This window comes from Prevotella melaninogenica (assembly GCF_018128065.1).
Taxonomy (GTDB): Bacteria; Bacteroidota; Bacteroidia; order Bacteroidales; family Bacteroidaceae; genus Prevotella.
Genome location: NZ_CP072360.1, coordinates 1,282,267 through 1,302,438 on the forward strand (window position 1 = coordinate 1,282,267; position 20,172 = coordinate 1,302,438).

Genomic DNA, 20,172 nt, shown 5'->3' on the forward strand with positions numbered 1-20,172 from the left:
TTTTTGAAAAATAGTCAACTGTTTTAAAGAAATGGTCGACTGTTTTGATTATGATTATTAAGACCATTCCTTCACTACACAAGTAGATAAAAGATTAGAATAAACAGAAAGCTCTTCTACATTACAAAATCTCAATCTGTAGGCAAGAACTACTCTGTGGGATCAACTTAAAACAATCATTGATACGAAGACCGAGGACCCAAAGGATAGTACCTGTAGCATCAAGGAGGACCAACTGGTTACGTTTTTCAAAGCGGTTACGTTTGAGATTGGTGAGAAAATCACTCACAAGTTGAGTACCACACATGCCAAGAGGAGTAAATCGATCGCCTTCTGCAACACGTCTTAAGGTCAAAGGAAATCGAATAGAGGATGCATTAAGGTCAACAATCATAGGATTCTTTGAATAAGAAACGTTTGAAGATGGTGTCAATGCTCGTTGTGTCAATCGAAGAGAAAGGTGCTCATCATAGACATAACGCCCTGTTTCAGGGATTACAAGCTCACGTGGTTCAGCTTCCTCGCGAGGCAAAACCATAAAGAATCCACGATCATGAGTAAGTTCATGTGTTGACGAATACCACAACTGCCCGATCTGACCATCAAGATGTGAAACCATCTCGGCTATCTGAGAAGATGAAAAGCCAAGCGGTTTAAGCACATGAAAAAGGAAATAAGAAGGAGAAGGAAATACTCGAACAAATGACAAATCAATCTGGAAAGGTTCATTCATCAAGTTACTTAAACTAACTTGACTCGCAGAACCGACAAAGCTAATAGCCTTGCCCAAAGCCGATTTAAGCGATTCTTGCACAATAGCATCTACCTCAGAGAGATGATTAGCAGTAGTAAGGATAGTATCCGTAACCGACGGATTAATCTCAGATAACTGTGGAAGAACATTCAACCGAATCTTATTCCGTACCACATCATCTACAAGATTAGTGCTATCAATAACAAAAGAAACAGCATACTTTTGGAGATAATCTTCAATTTCTTGGCGTGTCACACATAGCAAAGGGCGGATAACATCATTATTGCGAGGACGAATACCCATCAAACCACTAAGGCCTGTTCCACGAACAAGGTTTATAAGAATCGTTTCAACAGAGTCTTCTTTATGATGTCCCACACAAACACCATCAGCACTCAACGCCTCTTTCAACTGAAAGAAATAACAATAACGCAGTTCACGCGCTGCCATCTCAATACTCACCTTATGCAAGTCGGCATAAGCCTGCGTATCAAAATGGGCTTTATGAAGTGGAATATCCTCACGTTGACATAACTCCTCACAAAACTGTTCATCCCTCAAACTCTCCTCTCCACGTAGGTGGAAATTGCAGTGAACAGCCTCAACACGATAGCCCAACTCCTTGAGACATAGCAAGAGGGCAACACTATCAGCACCACCAGACAGAGCTACCAAATAAAGAGCATCTACTCGTAGCAGATGCTCAGAGGCTATGAATCGTTTTACTTTATTCAACATAAAGGACTAAACCCTTCAAATATTCACCTTCTGGATGATAAATATTAATTGGATGGTCAGCAGGTTGATGAATCTGATGCAGGATGCGTACCTTACGTCCAGCTTGTGCGGCAGCAGTGAAGACAGCCTGTCGGAAGTTATCCTTTGTGACTACCTGCGAACAACTGAAGGTAAACAAGATTCCTCCCGGCTTAATCTTTTCAAATCCTTTGACGTTCAATCGTGTATAACCACGCAAACCATTCTTCAAAGCACTACGATGCTTTGCGAAGGCTGGGGGGTCGAGAATGATAAGATCATACTTACCATCGTTGTCATCAAGATATTTGAAAGCATCCTCACAGATTGCCTCATGGCGTGAATCATTAGGGAAGTTGAGTTCTACATTCTTATTAGTCAACTCGATAGCCTTAGCCGAACTATCCACAGAATGCACCACTTCTGCACCGCCACGCATAGCATAAACAGAGAAGCCACCCGTGTAACAGAACATATTTAGTACACTTCTTCCCTTCGCATAATACTCCAAGAGAGAGCGGTTCTCACGCTGATCAATGAAGAAACCAGTTTTCTGACCCTTCAACCAGTCAATATGAAACTTTAAGCCGTTCTCTATCGCTATATTATTGTCTGTATCTCCATATATAAAACCATTCTCCTGACCGAGGTCTGCCTTGAAAGGAAGAGTTGTTTCACTCTTATAATAGATACTATCCAACTTATCGCCCATCACCTTAACAAGGGCTTTCGCTATCTCCTCACGGCATACATGCATACCAACTGAATGAGCTTGCATAACAGCAGTCTTGCCATATATATCAATAATCAATCCAGGAAGATTGTCGCCCTCACCATGAACAAGACGATAAGTTGTGTTTGGGAACAGTCCTACTCCTGTTGATTCTTCCCGAATAACACCAATAGCCTGACGAACTTGAAAAGCCGCTCTCAAACGACTTTCCCAAAACTTATCATCTATCTTTACGTCGTGGAACGAGAGAACACGGACTGCAATAGAACCAATTTGGAAGTGCCCGACAGCAATAAACTTCTTTTCATGCGTCATAACACGCACAATATCCCCTTCCTCAAGTCCTTCTTCTATCTTGTTGATAGCACCTGAGAAAATCCATGGATGGTAACGAAGAAGACTTTCTTCTTTGCCCCTTTTCAAATATACTTGCTTATACATAAAGTTTCTATTTAGCGTTTATCGTTTTCCTCTACTTGATGATTCCAGAATTATTTACATGAAAATAAATATTTATTTACGTGAAAAGAAATCTTTTTCTTCATGAAAAAAAATATTTATCTCTACGATAATAATTTACATAGAGACGTTATTTTGATGTCACTTCTGATGTATTCCTCGCTTCTTCTGGTGTAGGTTTTACCTTGGGAGGGACTACTACGAGTTCGTAATTACCACTATGTTTCAATTCATGCAGACGCTCATAGAGTTTAATACATGTCCAAGCATCTGTAGAAGCATATATTTTCTGCTTATCACTTAATATCTCATTCTCCCAGTTCGATAACTGTTCACGCTTCGTGATACGCTCATGGAAAACATTAGCATAAAGTTTCTGAAGGCTCATATCTTCAATACCCAACGCCTTAACATAGTCTTGAAGGTCGATAAAAAAACCTGGTTTAAAGTCTACACGCTGATGTAACATCAAGATATCATCACTCAATGAGAGTCCCACCTTTGGCACTGTTGTATCTTCAAGAAAACGTTTAATACAATCTGGTACACCTATGATATTCAATCGAAAGAGAAAACAGACATCACGATCGCAAGCCTGCAAGAGTGCTACTTTGCGACGTTGCCCTTTTTGAAGACAGGACGCGTCTCCGTGTCGATGCCGATGATATCCTTAGAAAGCAGATAATTAACCGCTTTCTCAGCTTCAACTTCATTTAAGACAACGACTATCTTCCCTGGGAAGGTAACCCTTGGCAACTGTGATATTTTACTCTTATCAAATCTATTGTATAATACTGTACTCATTTTAGATTGCATACTAACTTGCAAAATTAAAAAAAAAGTTTGAAAAACGGCACTTATGTGGCACTTATTTATTACTTTTGCAAGGATAAAAGAACAACGATAAATGGCAAAAAGAAAACAACACAGAAAAGCAAGACTTTCACCGAGGCGATCGGACTAAATAACATTATTAACGACAAAACAGGATTTGTTGCTGGACTTATCCTTTTATGCGTTGCTATCTACATCTGTGTCGCTTTTTTCAGCTATTTCAGTACTGGTGCAGCAGACCAAAGTTTAGTTACTGATCTCCGCCCTGGAGAGGTGGAGAATGCGAATAGAGTTTTCCAAAACGTCTGCGGTTCACTCGGTGCAATCATTTCCTACGGACTTATCTCACGCTGTTTTGGTATTCCAGCCTTTATCATTCCTGCCTTCATTGCCCTTTGTGGACTTCGCATGATGGGAGCTTACAAGAAACTGAACTTAACGAAATGGTTCATGGGAATGGCTTTGGTAATGATTTGGTCATCTGTTACTTTTGCAAAAGCCCTCACGCCATTACTGGGAGATCAAATATATAATCCTGGCGGAGACCATGGAGCTTTCTGTGTACAATATATGGAGAATCTTGTTGGTTCACCGGGATTGATAGCTATCTTGGTAATTGTCATGTTAGCTTATCTTACCTATATCACCTCTGAAACAATTACCGTCGTACGCAAGATGATAAATCCTTTTGGTTACATCCGTGACAAGGTGAAGTTTACAGTGGTACATGGCAGCAAAAGCGATAGCACAGAAGATCTCTATAACGATGAGGTTGTAATAGAAGATGAACCAGTAGAGGCAATAGAACACGTTGATCCTACTCTCGCTGAACCTATTGACTTACCAACAGAACCAACAACCACTCCACAAGAGCCAGACACACTCAACTCGTCCTATGGCAATGAAAAGGGAACAAAGACACCAAACAATATTACCCCAGGCTTTGAGATTGAGGAGAAGAAAGTTGAAGAGAAAGCAAATAGCAAGACACTCGCAAGTAACAACCTTCCACTGACACCAATCAATCCTCGTGAACCTTTCACAAAGTGGAAGTTCCCTTCACTTGATTTGTTGAGAGAATATGCTTCTGATTCTAAGACTAACTATGTAAGCCAAGAAGAGTTAGAAGCTAACAAAGATCGTATTATCAAAGTTCTAAATGACTTTGGCGTACAGATTCGTAGTATTCGTGCAACTGTCGGTCCGACAATTACTCTTTATGAAATTACCCCTGCACAGGGTATTAGAATCTCTAAGATTAAAAACCTTGAAGACGATATTGCACTGAGTTTGGCTGCTATCGGTATTCGTATCATAGCTCCTATGCCGGGTAAGGGTACAATTGGTATTGAGGTTCCAAATGCTAAACCCAACATCGTATCAATGTTCTCTATCCTAAACTCACGTAAGTTCCAGGAGTCAACAATGGAGTTGCCGATTGCATTAGGTAAGACTATTACCAATGAGGTGTACATGGTAGACCTTGCTAAGATTCCTCACTTACTTGTTGCAGGTGCTACTGGACAGGGTAAGTCAGTTGGTCTGAATGCTATCATCACCTCCCTACTCTATAAGAAGCACCCAAACGAACTGAAGATTGTACTCGTTGACCCTAAGAAAGTGGAGTTCAGCGTCTATTCTCCAATTGCAAAACCATTTATGGCTGCTGTTGAGGAGAATGAGGAAGAGCCAATCATCACAGATGTTCAGAAAGTTGTAAAGACGCTAAAAGGTCTATGTGTACTTATGGACGAGCGTTATGACCTACTGAAAGCAGCTCGTGTTAGAAACATAAAGGAATACAACCAGAAATTCCTTAGACATGAACTGAATCCAGAGGAAGGACATGAGTTTATGCCATATATCGTTGTCATCATTGACGAGTTTGGTGACTTGATTCTTACTGCTGGTAAGGAAGTAGAAATGCCTATCACACGTATCGCACAGTTGGCACGTGCCATCGGTATTCACATGATTATTGCAACCCAGCGACCAACAACATCTATTATCACAGGTAATATCAAAGCAAACTTCCCAGGACGTATTGCTTTCCGTGTTGGAGCGATGATGGATTCACGTATCATTCTTGATCGACCAGGCGCACAACAGCTCGTTGGACGAGGTGATATGCTTTATCTCAATGGTGCTGACCCTGTCCGCGTACAATGTGCTTTCGTGGATACACCAGAAGTAGAGAACATCACAAAGTTCATTGCTAACCAGTTAGGACCTGTCCGTCCAATGGAAATCCCAGAGCCTTTGTCTGAGGATGAAGCTGCTGGTGGTGGCTCACTGGACGCACAAACTCTTGACCCATTGTTTGAGGAGGCAGCACGAGCTATCGTTGTATCCCAGCAGGGTTCAACAAGTATGATACAGCGTCGACTGTCTATTGGTTACAACCGGGCTGGTCGCCTAATGGATCAAATGGAAAAAGCTGGTATCGTGGGTGCGGCAAAAGGTTCAAAACCACGTGAAGTATTAATAAGTGATGAGGTAAGTCTTGACAACCTTCTTACAATCCTGCGTGGCTAATAAAGTTTTTACATATACGGATAAAATCATTAAAACGATAAAACTATGAAGCAGATTAAATATTTATTATTGTTCGTTGCCATCTTTATGGCAAATAGTATAGTAGCACAAAATGCTAATCAAGCAAAGGCATGCCTGGATAAAGCTACTGCTAAAGTGTCTAATTTAGGCGGTTTTACTGCCCACTTTGCCCTCTCCAGACCAGGTTCTGTTGGCAGGACATCGGGCACTATTTCTGTGAAAGGAACTAAATTTGTTGCTACTACTCCACAGACAACCGTATGGTTTAATGGTACGACACAATGGTCATATATGAAGTCAACTGACGAGGTGAACGTTTCTACACCTACAGAGGCGCAACGCCTTTCAATGAATCCTTACGCATTGATGACACTGTATCGTCAGGGCTACAAGCTCTCTATGACAACAGAGGGTGGTGCTTACGTAGTACACATGAAGGCTACCAATCCTAAACGCAATATCCCAGAGGCATATGTAACAGTCAATAAAGCTTATCAGTTGCAGAAAATAAAGATCAAACAGGCTAACAAGTGGACTACTATAACAGTCTCTGACATCCAGCGTAAGAATTTTTCTGATGCTATTTTTACTTTTAATAAGAAAAGTCATCCATCTGCTGAGATTATAGACTTGAGATAAATGACTTACTGGGAGGCTATACAAACACTACATAAGCACTTCTACCTATCTGGTAGAAGGCATAAAATATGGCAAGCCAACAACGTAGCAAAGCTTTTTTACTACGTGTTGGCTGTTTTTCTTTATGCTTATTTTGCGTGGATAGGATATACATTAGCCGGCCTCACTATCCACGATAATCTTGGAGGTTATCGCTTTATCTATGCCCTGCTACCCATATTTCTGTTCATTGATTATCTTTCAGATATACAACAGACCATCGGTTGCTGATGCATATCCGTCCTTATCTTCTCCTACCGCTTCCCAAACACAGCTATACAGACTATCTGATTTTGCGTCAGTTGATAGTTTTTAAGAACGTAAACCTCCTCTTTATCTGCATTCCTTTTGGTATTAAAACAGTCATTCCAGAGTTGGGTGCAACAGCTATGATTGGTTATACAGCAGGACTTTACCTCCTTCTGCTTATCAACGGACAGTTTTTCCAGTTTACACAAGTGCTGACGGCACGTGGACTTTTGTATTGGCTCATACCGATTTTTACTTATTTCTCCATCGCAGTAATAACAATATTCTTCCCTTCTCCACAAAGTTACCTCCATCACTGTGCAGAGGTGGGCAATGCAATGATAAGAGGAGAGCTATGGATATATGCTGTTATGGTATTGTTGCTAATAGGAATGATATTGCTAAATCGCAATGTCCTTGAACAGCGTATCCGCCAAGAACAATACCCAGCAACAAGATCTAAAAGTACCAAAAGTAATATCAAACTCACTTTCTTCGATCGTTTCAACTTAATCGGAGAGTACCTTAAAATTGAGTTATGGACAATCCTCCGAAATAAGAGCCTACGCCTTATATTCATTTTCAACACAATTGGTATCTTTCTGTTTAGCCTAATTATTGCTATTGACCCAGAAAGTGACATCGTAAAATCAATGGCTTCATTTACTACAGCTTTATCATCTACGGGTTAAGTTCACTTACAAAATCATGTGTTATGAAGGCAATTACTACGAGTGCCTACTGATGCAGCGTAATAGTGTCCAAACTCTTTTGTTAGCAAAGTACTACTTCTATACTGCCCTGCAGTTAGTTCCATTGCTTACCTTCCTTCCCATAGTTCTTATTGGCAAAATAAGCTTTTGGACGATACTTGCCTACGCTCTCTTTACAGCTGGTGTTGCCTATCGTATTCTCTTTCAAATGGCAATATATAATAAGGTGACATTTTCTATGCAAGCAACCCACACGGGTAAGAATGCAAATACCAACTACGTACAGCTCGTCGTTACTGTCATAGCTATACTCAGTCCCTTCCCTATCGTATCGTTAGGAACATGGTGGCTAAACCAACCTACCCTCACCAATAGTCTCCTTTCCCTCTTCGGCATCAGCTTTATCGTCACGCACCGCCATTGGATTAAAGGCATCAGTCAAAAGATGAAAGCCAATCAATACGAACAATTAGAGGGCTTTCAGAAGAGTAGATAATAAAATCGGAACAGCATATACTTACCCAAAGAAAACATCAAGGATTACTAAATAGCACATAAAATGAAAAAGAACGTAGCTTTAGTACTATCAAGTGGTGGTGCTCGTGGATTAGCTCATATCGGAGCCATTGAAGAATTGGAACAGAGGGGCTTTTGCATAACATCCATATCTGGCTGTTCTATGGGAGCCTTAATAGGTGGAATGTATGCTGCTGGCAAGCTAAAGGAAGTGAAAGACTGGATGCTGAAATTGGACAAGAAGAAAATGTTTTCACTAACCGATTTTTCTTTTAGCTTGAATCACGTAGTGAAGGGAACTAAGGTTATGGATGCCTTAAAAGAAATTGTCCCTGATGTAAATATAGAAGACTTACCCATCCCCTATACTGCCGTTGCTACAGATTGGAATAGCGGACAAGAAATCATCTTCCGTTCTGGTAGTTTATACGAGGCAATACGTGCCAGCATTTCCATTCCATTGTTTCTCGACCCTGTACGCAAAGGAGAAATGCTACTGGTAGATGGAGGATTGGTTAATGCCTTACCCCTAAATCGCATTGCAAGAAAGAAAGGAGATATTCTCGTAGGTGTCAATGTAAGTACACACAATTATAAAGAGGAGCTGTCTTTCTTTGAGATGATAGAAAGAAAAAAAATAAAGAAGTCATTACCACCCTTTATCTCCGAACGACTTATAACTTTTCAAGAAGGATTGGCACTAAACTATCTAACCTTACTTTCTCGCACCATCTCCATTATGCTTGAACAGAATACACGACAACAAATCCTCATCTCAAAGCCCGACATCATTGTTCAAGTGCCAATGTGTCGATACGGCATCTTCGATTTTGACAAAACTGCCCAAATATCATTGATTGGAATGAACAAAATGCGTGAGGCCTTAATAGAGTATGAGCAGAACCACTCTTCCTTTTGGGATAAACATAAATTCTCAATAAAATATTAGTACTGATGCGATAAAATCGCGTTAAGTTTTACATATTATCAAATAGAGGAAGTTCTTTGACATATTGATTGTAAATGACAGAGGTTCTCGGCTTAGTGATTAAATCTCTGAGGTGAGTTTTCTCCAAAGCAGAAACTCTTATCAGCGCTGCCACTTCCGTAATGGTGTATGGACTTTTGTTGTCAGCCTTTATTCTTGCAACAAGCAGATAGGCGATGACTGCAACCCAGAGATGGATTCGGACTGCATTCTCGGAATACCCCCACAAGGTCTTCACGACAATGTTCTGCTTTATCCACTTGAAGAACACCTCTATGTCCCATCTGTGCCTATACAGGACGGACACTTCCACTGCGCTAATCTCGAAGTTGTTAGTGATGAACACTATTTCTTCACACGTCTCCTCATCATAGTGGCAGACTGCCCTGAAAGGCTCAGGGTAAAGTGCATGAGTCTTTGGCTGAGTCAAGCGAATGGTTAAGTCGCCTCGAATACCATCCTCTCGGGAGAAATCTTTTCTATGGCCAATAATCTCGTATTTCATGTTGTCCTTCGGTCTGGTAACCCAATAGGCTCCAGCCAAATGGAAGCGAAAGAACTCATCGAAGTCAACATAGGTCTTGTCCATCATATAGAAGGCAAGAGGCTCCGGCGCAGTCAGTTCAAGTTCGTTGCTGTCATGCCATCTGCCATCCGTGATGTGGATGTTTGCTGGAATGCTCCCGCGCAAGTCAAGTAGAGTGTGCATCTTCACCGCTCCTTTGTTGTATTTTTCTAAAGCCCATGTCGCAAGTTTGACACTTGTGGAGATGGTCGTGGAATTGAGGGAGTAAAGTACGTTGTCTATGGTGACATCTGGTATCGAGGTCCTTGTGTATAAAGGCCTTACCAGATTTATCATATAGATGCCAAACTCCTCATAGATGTTGTAATCCCGATTGTCGTTAGCTCGGGAAAGTGATGACAGGTTGACCGTGTTGCCAAATCCAAGATGGTAGAGGATGTCCTTGTGGGCACCTAGACACAGACAGATGTACCGTAGAGAATCACAACTCGTCAGCTGTCCAAACAAAAGGTGCAGAAGCAGGTTGTAACAAGTCAAATCCTTGACATGCCAGTCGCCACGGTACTTCTTCACGCACTTGTCGAACTGATAACGAGGTATGTACTTCACAACTTGTGAAAACACATATCGACCGACGTTCATAACAATGCAATTTTGGTTGCAAAGTTACGCTGTCATTTTCAAATCAAAAAATCAAAGAACGCTCTGAAACCCTTATTAATAGTAACTATTCAGCGATAAGGTGTATAAACTATTATTGATTATCAGTAAGTTACATAAATAGATACAGACAAATTCTAATAAAGAATGTCTTTTCGAGCCTTTTTGCCACAATGTTAAGTTTATAAGTTCTTGATATTCAACGTTTATTATCGCTGAATAGTTACTATTAATAAAGGGATATATAAAGTTTAATTTAAAATTATTGCATCACTAGTAGTCTAACTTCTGTTACTCCGTTAAAAACTATACGAAAAACATCCACACGTTTAACGTAAGAACCATAACCCAAGTTTAACTGGCAAAAATATTTTTCATAAATATTCGGGATGTTTTGTGTAGTATCAATTTTATAAATGATTGATAATCAAGCATAGGGTATTGTAACGAGGAGTAAAATCCGAATTGTAGGACACCGTCATATCAAAATTATTTTGTTACTTTGCACTCATGCACGCAAATGTACAGACACGATTCAACCCTGCAACAGGCGACATGGCTCCTTATTATCGCATTAAGGAGTCATATCGTGACGTGCAGGGTCATGTACATTCGCTAATTCTGTTGAACATCGGGTTTGAACCTTCACTTACTGCCGTACAGGTTCGAAAAATTGCATACGCACTTACCGAACGCTTCAAAAACAGAAGTACACCCTCGCTTTTCAAGGAACATCTTGACGGACTTACTCCTATTGAACAGGCAAAGGCTGACGAATGGTGGAGCCGTATGGAGCAAGAAGGTGGAATCGATAGGTTTAACAAGGAAGAGCAGAAGTCGCTGAGAAAATATGAGAACTACGTTGACCTTGAGACGGCAAAATATACTGACGCAAGGAATGTCGGTGCTGAGTGGCTCTGCAAGCAGACGATAGACAAACTGCAATTAGAGGGTTTCCTGCGCAGAAACGGCTGGACGGAGAATACGATCCGCACGGCTTTGTCAGCATTGATTGTTCGCACAGTATATGCAGTTTCTGAACGTTCGTCTTATTATTATTTGCGCGATAACTCAGCTGCTGGTGAACTTTATAGTGGAGTTCCTGGCTGGACACCAGGAATCAATTCTCTGTATAAAGTCACTGACAAATTATATGAACTAAAGGAACAGTTAGAGCGTCATCTGTGCAACGTTACTGACGATCTCTTTAATATAGACAACAAGTTGATGCTCTTCGACTTAACCAACTTCTATTTCGAGGGCAGTAAGCGTAACAGCGACAAGGCTAAGTTCGGTCGGTCAAAAGAAAAACGCTCTGACTGTAAGCTACTTGTACTTGCACTATGTATCAATAAAGAAGGTTTTATACGTTATTCTTCTATCTTGGAGGGTAATACAGCAGACCCCAAGTCTCTGCCCGATATGATTGACACGCTGGCAAAGAAGAATCCATCACGGACAAAGGATACGCTCGTTGTCATGGATGCAGGTGTTGCCACGGAAGAGAACTTGGAGCTGATTAAAAGAAAAGGTTACAATTATCTCTGCGTATCTCGTACGAAAATGAAGGACTATACGCTCAGTGATGATAACAGGAGTGTTACGGTAATGGATGCCCGTCGGCAGAAGATAACGCTGAAAGAGGTTAAGACAGAGGATGACAAGGATTATTATCTCGAAATAACATCTCCTTCGAAAGCTATGACAGAGTCGTCCATGAACAGGGTCTGGAGAGAGCGTTTTGAGATGGAACTGCAGAGAATAAACGATGGAATCTCTAAGAAAGGTGGAACGAAAACCTATGAAAAGGTTGTTGAACGTACAGGACGTGCCATACAGAAGTACCCATCTATAGCGAAGTTCTATCAGATAAGCTACATAAAAGATGAGAAGAAACCCAAGCAGATGCTGCGCATAGACTGGGAGATAAAAGACCTCTCCGCAATGGAATCTGGTCACGGAATATACTTCCTCCGCAGCAATGTCAGGACACTTGATGAGCGCGTGACATGGGAATACTACAATCTCATTCGTGAGATAGAATGCACGAACAGGCAACTAAAGAATGATCTCAACCTCCGTCCTATCTATCATCAGAAAGATGAGAGAAGCGACGCACACCTCTTCTTCGGTTTATTAGCCTATTGGGTGGTAAACACCATCCGTTGTCAATTAAAACGAGAAGGAGAATCCTGTTACTGGACCGAGATTGTACGACGTATGAGCACCCAGAAGCTCGTCACAACAAAAGGGAAGAATCCATTAGGAGAGAACATCGAGATGCGCCAATGTAGTAGTCCTTCGAAGCAAGCAAAACAGATATACGATAAGTTGAACTTAAAACACTCACCATACAAAAAGAATAAAATTTGTAGGACACAGAACCCATAAGAAAAACGAGGAAAGTACGGTCACTGCAAGAAATAGGCGAAAGTGGGGGTTAAACTTGGGATAAATAGTTTCACTGCTCAATTCATAGTATTATTACCCAAAATAGGTTTTAATAACCTGCATGAAGTGAAATTTATAAAAACAACCATTAATTAAAAGATTTTTCGGAATTATCAAACAAATTAAATATATTTCATTATCTTTGCATTCATTGTCCTAAACATGATACACCGATATTATAAGGAGTGTATATTCCTTAATGAACAATGTCTGATTGAGTGACAAGCCACCCATAACCTAAAATATAAAGCCAAAACAATGACCAAAATAAAGACACTGACCATACAGTTTGATACCCCCTTACGGCGATCAGAAATCCCACTATTTCGCGGAGCCATTATTGCAGCAATTCCATCAAGCAATATCCTATTCCATAATCACGATAGAACATCCCTACGGTACTCTTACCCTCTGATACAATATAAGCGTATTGGTGGGAAAGCTGCTATCACCTGTATTGGTAAGGGAGTGGATACTATAGGGCAATTTTTCTCTATAAATAAAGACCATAAATTAAGGATTAGGGACAAAACAAGGGCTTTTCCCATACAGAATTTACAAGCCCTACAGACCGAAATACAGTGCTGGGATTGTAGTTTTGATTACCGCATACGGGATTGGCTACCCCTAAACGAAACAAACTACAAAGTTTATACTGAAACAACGAGTCTCATAGAACATATAAAAATACTCGAAAAAATCCTCATCGGCAATATATTATCCCTCGCTAAGGGGCTTGAAATAAACATTACATCAACAATTTATGTTTCCATAACAGCTATCGAAAACATACGAGGTGTTAGATATAAACGAGTTCCTTTACAATGTATGGACATACAGTTTAAAAGTAATCTGTCTTTGCCCGACTTTATAGGTATAGGCAAACATACAAGTGTGGGATTTGGTATAATAACTAAGAAAAATAACGTAAAAAATAAATATGGACAACATTAGAAAACATATCTACCTAGCAGCTATACTACACGAAATCGGAAAGTTTTACCAAAAAGCAGACACCGAGAATATTACTATAACTTCTAGTCCGATACATATAGGTGAACTTGAAGCTCTCTTCTACCTAAAACAAGAAGCCAAATATACCTTATGGACAAAACTATTTATTAAGGAAAACCAGCGAGTCTTTAATAAGCTGCTTAATAATACTCAAAACGAGTCAAGTAACAAAGACAATCTGAAGACCTTAGTCAAAAGTCAGATTAGTAAAATAGAACAAATCATCAAAGAAGCATTATTATTATCTTCTGGTAAAGAAGATTATACTGAAGAGCTTTCTACAGAGAGCGAAAGCAACTGGAAATCTTGTAAGAACGAAAGATTAATTCCCATATTAGAAACAATTGGTAATCAAGATGAATTGTTAACGAATAAAGAATGGCATCAACTTCCTGTACAGAAGCAGATTCCTTCTATTGATAATTTTCCTCAAAAGAAAATTATTGAAGTTCCTAACTATAGCAATCTCTGGAAGGAATTTAAAAGTGAATTTGACTCCCTCACTCACGGTACTTACCAAACTTTTTCAGACACCCTCTTGACATTACTATACAAATACACCTCTTGCATTCCATCCAATATAACACACTCTCCAGATATTTCACTCTATGATCATATCAAAACAACAACAGCGCTAGCCATCTGCCTTTACGATCTTATGTGCTCAGGAGAAAAACCAAAAGATCGTTTCCTCCTCATTGGTGCCGACCTCAGTGGAATTCAATCATATATCTATCAGATAGTATCAAAATATGCTGGTAAAAACCTTAAAGGCCGATCTTTTTATATTCGTTTGTTATCAGACGCAGTTGTGCGTTATCTATTGAAACAACTAAACCTCTTTCAAGCAAATATCATATATAATAGTGGTGGAGGATTTTATCTTCTAGCACCTAATACAACTGGTATCAAACAGAAGCTTAAAACAGCTATCAAAGAAATTGAACAAAGAATATTCACAACACATGGGACATCACTATATGTTGCAATTGATAGCATTACAGTTTCTGATGATGCTTTACTACATAGAAACGGAGAAGATATAGGTAAACTATGGGGGAATCTGTTTATAAAAAAAGATCAACGAAAAAATCAAAGATATGCAGCAATGATGGAAGAGGATTATAAAATATTCTTTAGCCCACAATCAGGTCTCAATAAATTTGATTGTATCTCTGGAGAAGAAATTCCTGCCAACGAACAAAGCTACAGCGAGGGAGAACTTTCACCACTCCGTTATATTACAAAAGAACAAATAGTTTTAGGCCATAAGCTCCGTAACTTTGATTTAATTATCATCAGCGAATCAGAAATACCTTATTTAGCAGACAAACATTCTGTAGAGCCTGCTCAATTAGGCTTCCATTACTACCTTCTAAAACAAGAAGAATTAATAAAAGTAAAAGATAAAATATGTTTTGAAAAAGAACCGCTAACTATTTTACAAGCAAATACAAGCCAAGATAGTAATAGTCTTATAAAAATAATCGAGAATTCTAATACCGTCTATGGTTTATTCTATTATGGTGGAAACGAATTAGGCTTCACACGAATACCAACTTTTGAGGAACTATGTCATAAATTAGATACAGATAATGCTTTTAGACGATTAGGAGTTCTAAGAATGGATGTCGATAACCTTGGACGTATATTCCAAGCTGGTATAAATCCCCAATATACATCTCTATCACGTTATGCAACATTAAGCCGTTCGTTCGATTATTTCTTCTCAGGTTATCTAAATGAAATATGGAGAGAAACAGATCCAAGTAAATCAATCATCATATATAGTGGTGGTGACGACCTTTTCATTGTTGGTAGTTGGGAAAAAACTGTTGAGATTGCAAAACGAATAAGAGAAGATTTTCGTAAATACACTTGCAACAATCCTAATTTATCAATATCTGGTGGCGTCGCCTTGTTATCACCTAAATTTCCAATAATGAAAGGTGCAGAAGAAAGTGCTATTGAGGAAGATAGGGCTAAAAAACACCGATGCAAGCAATTAGAAAAGAATTCCTTTTCTCTACTCAACACAGCATTGAATTGGGATGAAGAGTTTCCTGCCGTTGAAGCACTTAAAAATGAGATAAAAGAACTGCACATTGATGATGCCATTAAGAGTTCCTTTATATCAAAAGTTCTCAGACATAGAACTAATGCAGAGATGAATTCACACAAAATTACAAACTTCAAAACCTATTGGATGATTGCGTACGATATGGGCAGGATGAAGAACCGTACAAAAAACGTACAAGCGAAAGAATTAATTAATCGATACATAAAAGAGATCTGTGGTAATAGCTTTTGTCTAAATAACAAAACTATAAACTCTTCCTATCACCCTTTAGAACTGTGGGCATTAGCGTGCAGATGGGCAGAATTAGAACTACGAACAAACAACAAACAAATAAATTAAAAGAGAACAATTATGGTAACACCTTACAATGAGAACAGGTATCCCGACAAGAGAAGAAACAGTTGGAATACAAACAAGATTGGGTCTGAAACTCCAGAGGAAATTCTGACAAAAGCAGATTTCGATGAAAGTTGGATTACGGAAGGAGCCAACGAGAGACTTCCAGATTTTGCTGAAATCCTTGGGAAATATATGGCAAGGAATGGACTTACTAATTCTAAAATCCGCAGTATTTATGGAGAAATAAAAAGAATACAAATGGGTAAATTTGAGATAGAAAAAGCTTCTTTCTTTTTACTCCGTCCGAAAGTAGCCTATGCTTTTGGAAGAGATGAAAAAAACAAAGGATTAAAACTATTCAAACTCATCTTTGAGAGAGTATATCTTCTTGTCAAAGATCAAAAAACCTATAATAATTTCTGCAATCTTATAGAAGCTATCCTTGCATACCATAAAGCGTATGGAGGAAAAGATTAAATTATTACATTATAAAGAACTATCTATGACTACAACAAGATTAAAAAAGAAAGTTGTCTATACTGGTACTATTATATTAAAGACCGGTTTACACATTGGTGGAACAAATGCAGCACTCAACATTGGTGGACCAGATAAATTTGTAGTTCGTAACCCTTTAACCAATATTCCTTATATACCAGGAAGTTCTCTTAAAGGGAAGCTACGATGTTTAGTTGAATTAGCAAATGGAGAGTCTAATGAGGGTAAACCTTCAAACAATCCACAAAGCAAAGCTGGTGCATTGTTTGGTACTGCAGGAGATAGTGAGTCAAATCATGCATCACGCCTAATTGTAAGAGATGCAGTTATGGCAACACAAACTGATGACGAAAATGAACTAAAAATATTTGGACTTAAACGTTCTGACATACTAGACTTTAGCAGTACTGATTTACCGTTTACCGAAAGTAAAACAGAAGTAAATATAGATCGCATTACAGCAAAGGCTAACCCACGAACTTTTGAAAGAGTACCAGCAGGTGCATTTTTCAAGCTAGAAATGATTCTAAATATCTTTGAAGGAGAAGATGAAAATAGTTTAAAAAGCACTCTAAAGCAAGGAATTACCCTTCTACACGACGATTACCTTGGAGGAAACGGTTCACGTGGATACGGCCAAGTTGAAATAAAAATAATGAAAGAAGACGAAAAGACTTATTGAGTATGAAGACATTCTCAATCATAAAGCTAACTAACCTCTCTCCCATTCATATAGGAATGGGTAGAGAGACTACAGATTGTTCTGCGCACACGCTACATTCAGATACTCTCTCTGCAGCATTGGCAGCTATGCGGGTACAAATTAAAGGCCCTAAAGAAATTAAAGAGTTTATAAATTCTTTTTCTATCAGCTCAGCCTTCCCCTTTTGGGAAAACCATCTTTTTCTACCAAAACCGCAAGGCCGCCTACAGGTTAGAATCAGAGAAAAAGAAGAAAGCCTAACACGTAAAATTCTTAAAGGAGTCCAATATATAGAAAGTAGTCTTTGGAGTCAACTAATTAAAGGAGAAGTAATTTATGTAGATCAAAATCAAATACACAAGAACCTGCTCTCTGGTTCAATGAATAACAGATCATTTCCTATTATCTCACGTTCACAAGTAAATGAGCGAGTTAGCGTATCACGGGAAAAAGGGAAAGATGCAGAACCCTTCTTCTTCGAGTGGGATTTTTATCACAATAAAGCTGGACTCTATGTTCTTACTGATGCTAAAAAAGAATTACTCAAAGAATTATATGAGCTCTTCACCATACTCGGTGAACAGGGAATAGGAACAGACCGAAATATTGGTGGCGGCAAATTCAATGTTGAATATGGAGGGACATTAGAATTAGGGGAAACAAAAGAAAATAGTAACGGACAATTGCTTCTCTCACTCTATATCCCAACAGAAGAAGAGCTTCCAAAACTCAACCTCAAGAACTCCCTGTATAGCATTTTACCTCGAGGTGGTTTTATGGCTGGTAGCTGTAATGAAAAAATTCGGCATATTCACAAAAAAAACATATATATGTTCAATGTCGGTTCTTACTTCATTACAAAAGAGCAATTACAAGGAAAAGTCGTAGATTTACAGCCCACATGGAACAGTAACGAAATGCATCCTGTCTACAGAAGCGGATTACCTCTTAGTGTACCTATTAAAATATTAAACTATGAGTAAAGTCAAAATAGATATCGTGAGCAGAGTTCATATTGGTTCTGGTGAAATTCTGCAATATGGAAGTGATTTCATAGATTTCCAAGAAGGGGGTGATAATTATGTAGGTATTATATCTCCTCGAAAAATAATGTCTCTGATAAAAAATGATACAAAAGCATTAGACGCTTGGATAGCAACTATTGAAAGAAAAAAATCTATCATTGACTTTATGAAGACCTATGCTCCAAAAGCAATTACTGATGATTATTGCTTCAGAATTGATCATACGTATGAAACTCTTAAAGAAAATGACACCCTCCAAACTTTTATTCATAACGGTTTAGGAGATCCCTACATCCCAGGGAGTTCTATCAAAGGTGCAATACGCACAGCTGTCCTATCCAATATTATCAATAAAAAAAATGAAGTGGAAAATCTTGTTAATCCTACAAGGATTAATGCAAAAGCTATAGAGCAGCACTTGTTAGGAGAAAATCCGAACAAAGATATATACCGTTTTCTCAAAATTGGAGATGCCGTTTTCGGTAATAATTATGAAAATATTGTAAGATTATTTAGTATTAATGAACGGGAAACAAACAGCTACTGGGATACATCTAAAAGCCAGTTGGTTGAAACATTGATGCCCAAAGATTCATCTGTCTGCGAAATAAGACTTGATTTAAAAGCTTATGGATACGCAAAAAAATATGTCCAAGAGCTACCAGAATGTATGTCATCACTCAATAAAATGTTCTCTACTATCAATCAACATACAAAGAGCTTATTAGCTCATGAAATAAAATATTGGCAAGACCATATTAATAATCCAAATGCTGAAAACGTAGATAAATACATTAAAAACCTGGAAATCATTATGGAACAGATACAAAAATGCAAAGACCCAAGTAAGACCTCCTGTATCCTACGTTTAGGAGCAGGATCAGGATGGCGATTCATTACTGGAGCATGGGCTGAAACATTTGAAAAATTCAACGAAAGTATTGTTCCTGTAGCACGTCCTCAAAATCAAAGATATAGTAATTACAGCTTTCCTAAATCAAGAAGGCTTGATAGTTCCTGTAAACCTTTAGGTTTCATACGTATGACATTATTAGAGGATTAAGCAATGAAAAAAAAGGTACATATAGCGCTTGTCGGAGGTCAAACTATGCCTGTTATTCTCGGCATAAAAGAAAGTTTTCCAGACGAAATCATACTTGTACATTCTGGAAAAAGTGAATCTGAGGCAAAACTTATAGAGAACCTCTGTTCTGAAAAATGCTATCTTCAAGAATTTACACCAGTTGATTATGAAACTATCAAAGTTTCTGTTGACAAACTGTTACACAACCTTACTGGTGATGAGATAACCATCAACCTATCTGGTGGTACCAAACCATGGGTTCTTTCATTTGCCTTACAAACACAAGGAATGAAGAATGTAACTCTACTATATATTGATCAAAATAGTATATGCTACAACTATACCCAACAAAAAAATGGTCAAGTAAGGGTCTCAGTATGAAAGAATTAATGCAGTACAATGGTCAAATTGCAAAATCACATTTCTTATTAGATGATTATACAGAAGATGACCTTGACACCTTACAAGAAATAAAAGCTATAAGGCAATATAACTTTAATGAATTCAATAGATTAACAACACCAGGAAAAGATGGACAAAAAAAATAAACAATCAA

General features: G+C 38.7%; 17 protein-coding genes and 2 pseudogenes. 15 read left to right on the plus strand and 4 right to left on the minus strand.

Going from position 1 to position 20,172, the window contains the following annotated elements:
• Positions 1-121 precede the first annotated feature (121 nt).
• The 3 genes and pseudogenes from tilS to J5A56_RS11015 form a co-directional block, all read right to left on the minus strand.
• Entirely contained in the window at positions 122-1,492 is a 1,371-nt protein-coding gene (tilS, locus tag J5A56_RS11005; RefSeq protein ID WP_021673078.1) for a tRNA lysidine(34) synthetase TilS, read from the minus strand.
• On the minus strand, positions 1,482-2,684 hold the full coding sequence (locus J5A56_RS11010) for a class I SAM-dependent rRNA methyltransferase (protein ID WP_021673079.1): 1,203 nt from the start codon (positions 2,682-2,684) through the stop codon (positions 1,482-1,484). Before J5A56_RS11010 ends, tilS begins: the two co-directional genes overlap by 11 nt.
• A gap of 148 nt (positions 2,685-2,832) precedes the next feature.
• Positions 2,833-3,506: pseudogene (locus tag J5A56_RS11015) on the minus strand (3'-5' exonuclease).
• Positions 3,507-3,563: 57 nt separating this feature from the next.
• Between J5A56_RS11015 and J5A56_RS11020 the strand changes: the two are divergent.
• The 6 genes and pseudogenes from J5A56_RS11020 (at position 3,564) to J5A56_RS11035 (ending at position 9,197) form a co-directional block, all read left to right on the plus strand.
• Entirely contained in the window at positions 3,564-6,071 is a 2,508-nt protein-coding gene (locus J5A56_RS11020) for an FtsK/SpoIIIE family DNA translocase (protein WP_249112093.1), read from the plus strand.
• 45 nt (positions 6,072-6,116) lie between these two features.
• The gene (locus tag J5A56_RS11025; RefSeq protein WP_021673082.1) at positions 6,117-6,731 is read left to right on the plus strand and encodes a LolA-like putative outer membrane lipoprotein chaperone; all 615 of its coding nucleotides are present in this window, start codon (positions 6,117-6,119) and stop codon (positions 6,729-6,731) included.
• Positions 6,732-7,001, plus strand: coding sequence for a hypothetical protein (locus tag J5A56_RS13580; RefSeq protein WP_249112095.1), 270 nt, complete (start codon positions 6,732-6,734; stop codon positions 6,999-7,001). It abuts the gene before it with no gap.
• Positions 7,001-7,711, plus strand: a complete 711-nt coding sequence (locus tag J5A56_RS13770; protein WP_282958290.1) for a DUF5687 family protein — start codon at positions 7,001-7,003, stop codon at positions 7,709-7,711. Before J5A56_RS13580 ends, J5A56_RS13770 begins: the two co-directional genes overlap by 1 nt.
• Before the next feature lie 10 nt (positions 7,712-7,721).
• Positions 7,722-8,228 (plus strand): annotated as a pseudogene (locus J5A56_RS13775) (DUF5687 family protein); the annotation flags it as partial.
• 63 nt (positions 8,229-8,291) lie between these two features.
• Entirely contained in the window at positions 8,292-9,197 is a 906-nt protein-coding gene (locus J5A56_RS11035; protein ID WP_021673084.1) for a patatin-like phospholipase family protein, read from the plus strand.
• Positions 9,198-9,225: 28 nt separating this feature from the next.
• Here the strand turns inward: J5A56_RS11035 and J5A56_RS11040 are convergent, their stop codons facing one another.
• Complete coding sequence (locus tag J5A56_RS11040; RefSeq protein ID WP_021673085.1) at positions 9,226-10,404, minus strand: IS4 family transposase; 1,179 nt, start codon at positions 10,402-10,404, stop codon at positions 9,226-9,228.
• A 528-nt stretch (positions 10,405-10,932) separates the two neighbouring features.
• On the opposite strand from J5A56_RS11040, the gene J5A56_RS11045 reads away from it, so the two are divergent.
• The 9 genes from J5A56_RS11045 to J5A56_RS11085 all read left to right on the plus strand — a co-directional run bounded on the left by J5A56_RS11045 (position 10,933) and on the right by J5A56_RS11085 (position 20,164).
• Positions 10,933-12,813, plus strand: coding sequence for an IS1634 family transposase (locus J5A56_RS11045; RefSeq protein ID WP_211815511.1), 1,881 nt, complete (start codon positions 10,933-10,935; stop codon positions 12,811-12,813).
• Positions 12,814-13,131: 318 nt separating this feature from the next.
• On the plus strand, positions 13,132-13,827 hold the full coding sequence (locus J5A56_RS11050) for a CRISPR-associated endonuclease Cas6 (protein ID WP_021672601.1): 696 nt from the start codon (positions 13,132-13,134) through the stop codon (positions 13,825-13,827).
• On the plus strand, positions 13,814-16,306 hold the full coding sequence (gene cas10 / locus J5A56_RS11055; RefSeq protein WP_211815512.1) for a type III-A CRISPR-associated protein Cas10/Csm1: 2,493 nt from the start codon (positions 13,814-13,816) through the stop codon (positions 16,304-16,306). The genes J5A56_RS11050 and cas10 overlap by 14 nt, the downstream gene beginning before the upstream one ends.
• Before the next feature lie 12 nt (positions 16,307-16,318).
• A complete protein-coding gene (csm2, locus tag J5A56_RS11060; RefSeq protein ID WP_021672599.1) occupies positions 16,319-16,783 on the plus strand; it encodes a type III-A CRISPR-associated protein Csm2 in 465 nt (154 codons plus the stop codon).
• Positions 16,767-17,486 (plus strand): type III-A CRISPR-associated RAMP protein Csm3, encoded by a 720-nt coding sequence (gene csm3, locus J5A56_RS11065; protein WP_021672598.1) that lies wholly within the window; start codon positions 16,767-16,769, stop codon positions 17,484-17,486. Before csm2 ends, csm3 begins: the two co-directional genes overlap by 17 nt.
• Positions 17,487-17,488: 2 nt before the next feature.
• Entirely contained in the window at positions 17,489-18,490 is a 1,002-nt protein-coding gene (gene csm4 / locus J5A56_RS11070) for a type III-A CRISPR-associated RAMP protein Csm4 (RefSeq protein WP_021672597.1), read from the plus strand.
• A complete protein-coding gene (csm5, locus tag J5A56_RS11075; RefSeq protein ID WP_021672596.1) occupies positions 18,483-19,595 on the plus strand; it encodes a type III-A CRISPR-associated RAMP protein Csm5 in 1,113 nt (370 codons plus the stop codon). Before csm4 ends, csm5 begins: the two co-directional genes overlap by 8 nt.
• 3 nt (positions 19,596-19,598) lie before the next feature.
• The gene (locus J5A56_RS11080; RefSeq protein WP_211815513.1) at positions 19,599-19,997 is read left to right on the plus strand and encodes a Card1-like endonuclease domain-containing protein; all 399 of its coding nucleotides are present in this window, start codon (positions 19,599-19,601) and stop codon (positions 19,995-19,997) included.
• Positions 19,994-20,164, plus strand: a complete 171-nt coding sequence (locus tag J5A56_RS11085; RefSeq protein WP_211815514.1) for a hypothetical protein — start codon at positions 19,994-19,996, stop codon at positions 20,162-20,164. Before J5A56_RS11080 ends, J5A56_RS11085 begins: the two co-directional genes overlap by 4 nt.
• The last annotated feature ends 8 nt before the right edge of the window (positions 20,165-20,172 follow it).

Excerpts from the sequence above, each read along its gene's own strand:
- cas10 (WP_211815512.1), top strand. The coding sequence starts at position 13,814 with ATGGACAACATTAGAAAACATATCTACCTAGCAGCTATACTACACGAA.
- J5A56_RS11050 (WP_021672601.1), top strand. The coding sequence starts at position 13,132 with ATGACCAAAATAAAGACACTGACCATACAGTTTGATACCCCCTTACGG.
- csm5 (WP_021672596.1), top strand. The coding sequence starts at position 18,483 with ATGAGTAAAGTCAAAATAGATATCGTGAGCAGAGTTCATATTGGTTCT.
- J5A56_RS11085 (WP_211815514.1), top strand. The coding sequence starts at position 19,994 with ATGAAAGAATTAATGCAGTACAATGGTCAAATTGCAAAATCACATTTC.
- tilS (WP_021673078.1), bottom strand. The coding sequence starts at position 1,492 with ATGTTGAATAAAGTAAAACGATTCATAGCCTCTGAGCATCTGCTACGA.
- csm3 (WP_021672598.1), top strand. The coding sequence starts at position 16,767 with ATGGAGGAAAAGATTAAATTATTACATTATAAAGAACTATCTATGACT.
- J5A56_RS11035 (WP_021673084.1), top strand. The coding sequence starts at position 8,292 with ATGAAAAAGAACGTAGCTTTAGTACTATCAAGTGGTGGTGCTCGTGGA.
- J5A56_RS13770 (WP_282958290.1), top strand. The coding sequence starts at position 7,001 with ATGCATATCCGTCCTTATCTTCTCCTACCGCTTCCCAAACACAGCTAT.
- J5A56_RS11040 (WP_021673085.1), bottom strand. The coding sequence starts at position 10,404 with ATGAACGTCGGTCGATATGTGTTTTCACAAGTTGTGAAGTACATACCT.
- J5A56_RS11045 (WP_211815511.1), top strand. The coding sequence starts at position 10,933 with ATGCACGCAAATGTACAGACACGATTCAACCCTGCAACAGGCGACATG.
- J5A56_RS11010 (WP_021673079.1), bottom strand. The coding sequence starts at position 2,684 with ATGTATAAGCAAGTATATTTGAAAAGGGGCAAAGAAGAAAGTCTTCTT.
- csm2 (WP_021672599.1), top strand. The coding sequence starts at position 16,319 with ATGGTAACACCTTACAATGAGAACAGGTATCCCGACAAGAGAAGAAAC.
- J5A56_RS13580 (WP_249112095.1), top strand. The coding sequence starts at position 6,732 with ATGACTTACTGGGAGGCTATACAAACACTACATAAGCACTTCTACCTA.
- J5A56_RS11025 (WP_021673082.1), top strand. The coding sequence starts at position 6,117 with ATGAAGCAGATTAAATATTTATTATTGTTCGTTGCCATCTTTATGGCA.
- J5A56_RS11080 (WP_211815513.1), top strand. The coding sequence starts at position 19,599 with ATGAAAAAAAAGGTACATATAGCGCTTGTCGGAGGTCAAACTATGCCT.
- csm4 (WP_021672597.1), top strand. The coding sequence starts at position 17,489 with ATGAAGACATTCTCAATCATAAAGCTAACTAACCTCTCTCCCATTCAT.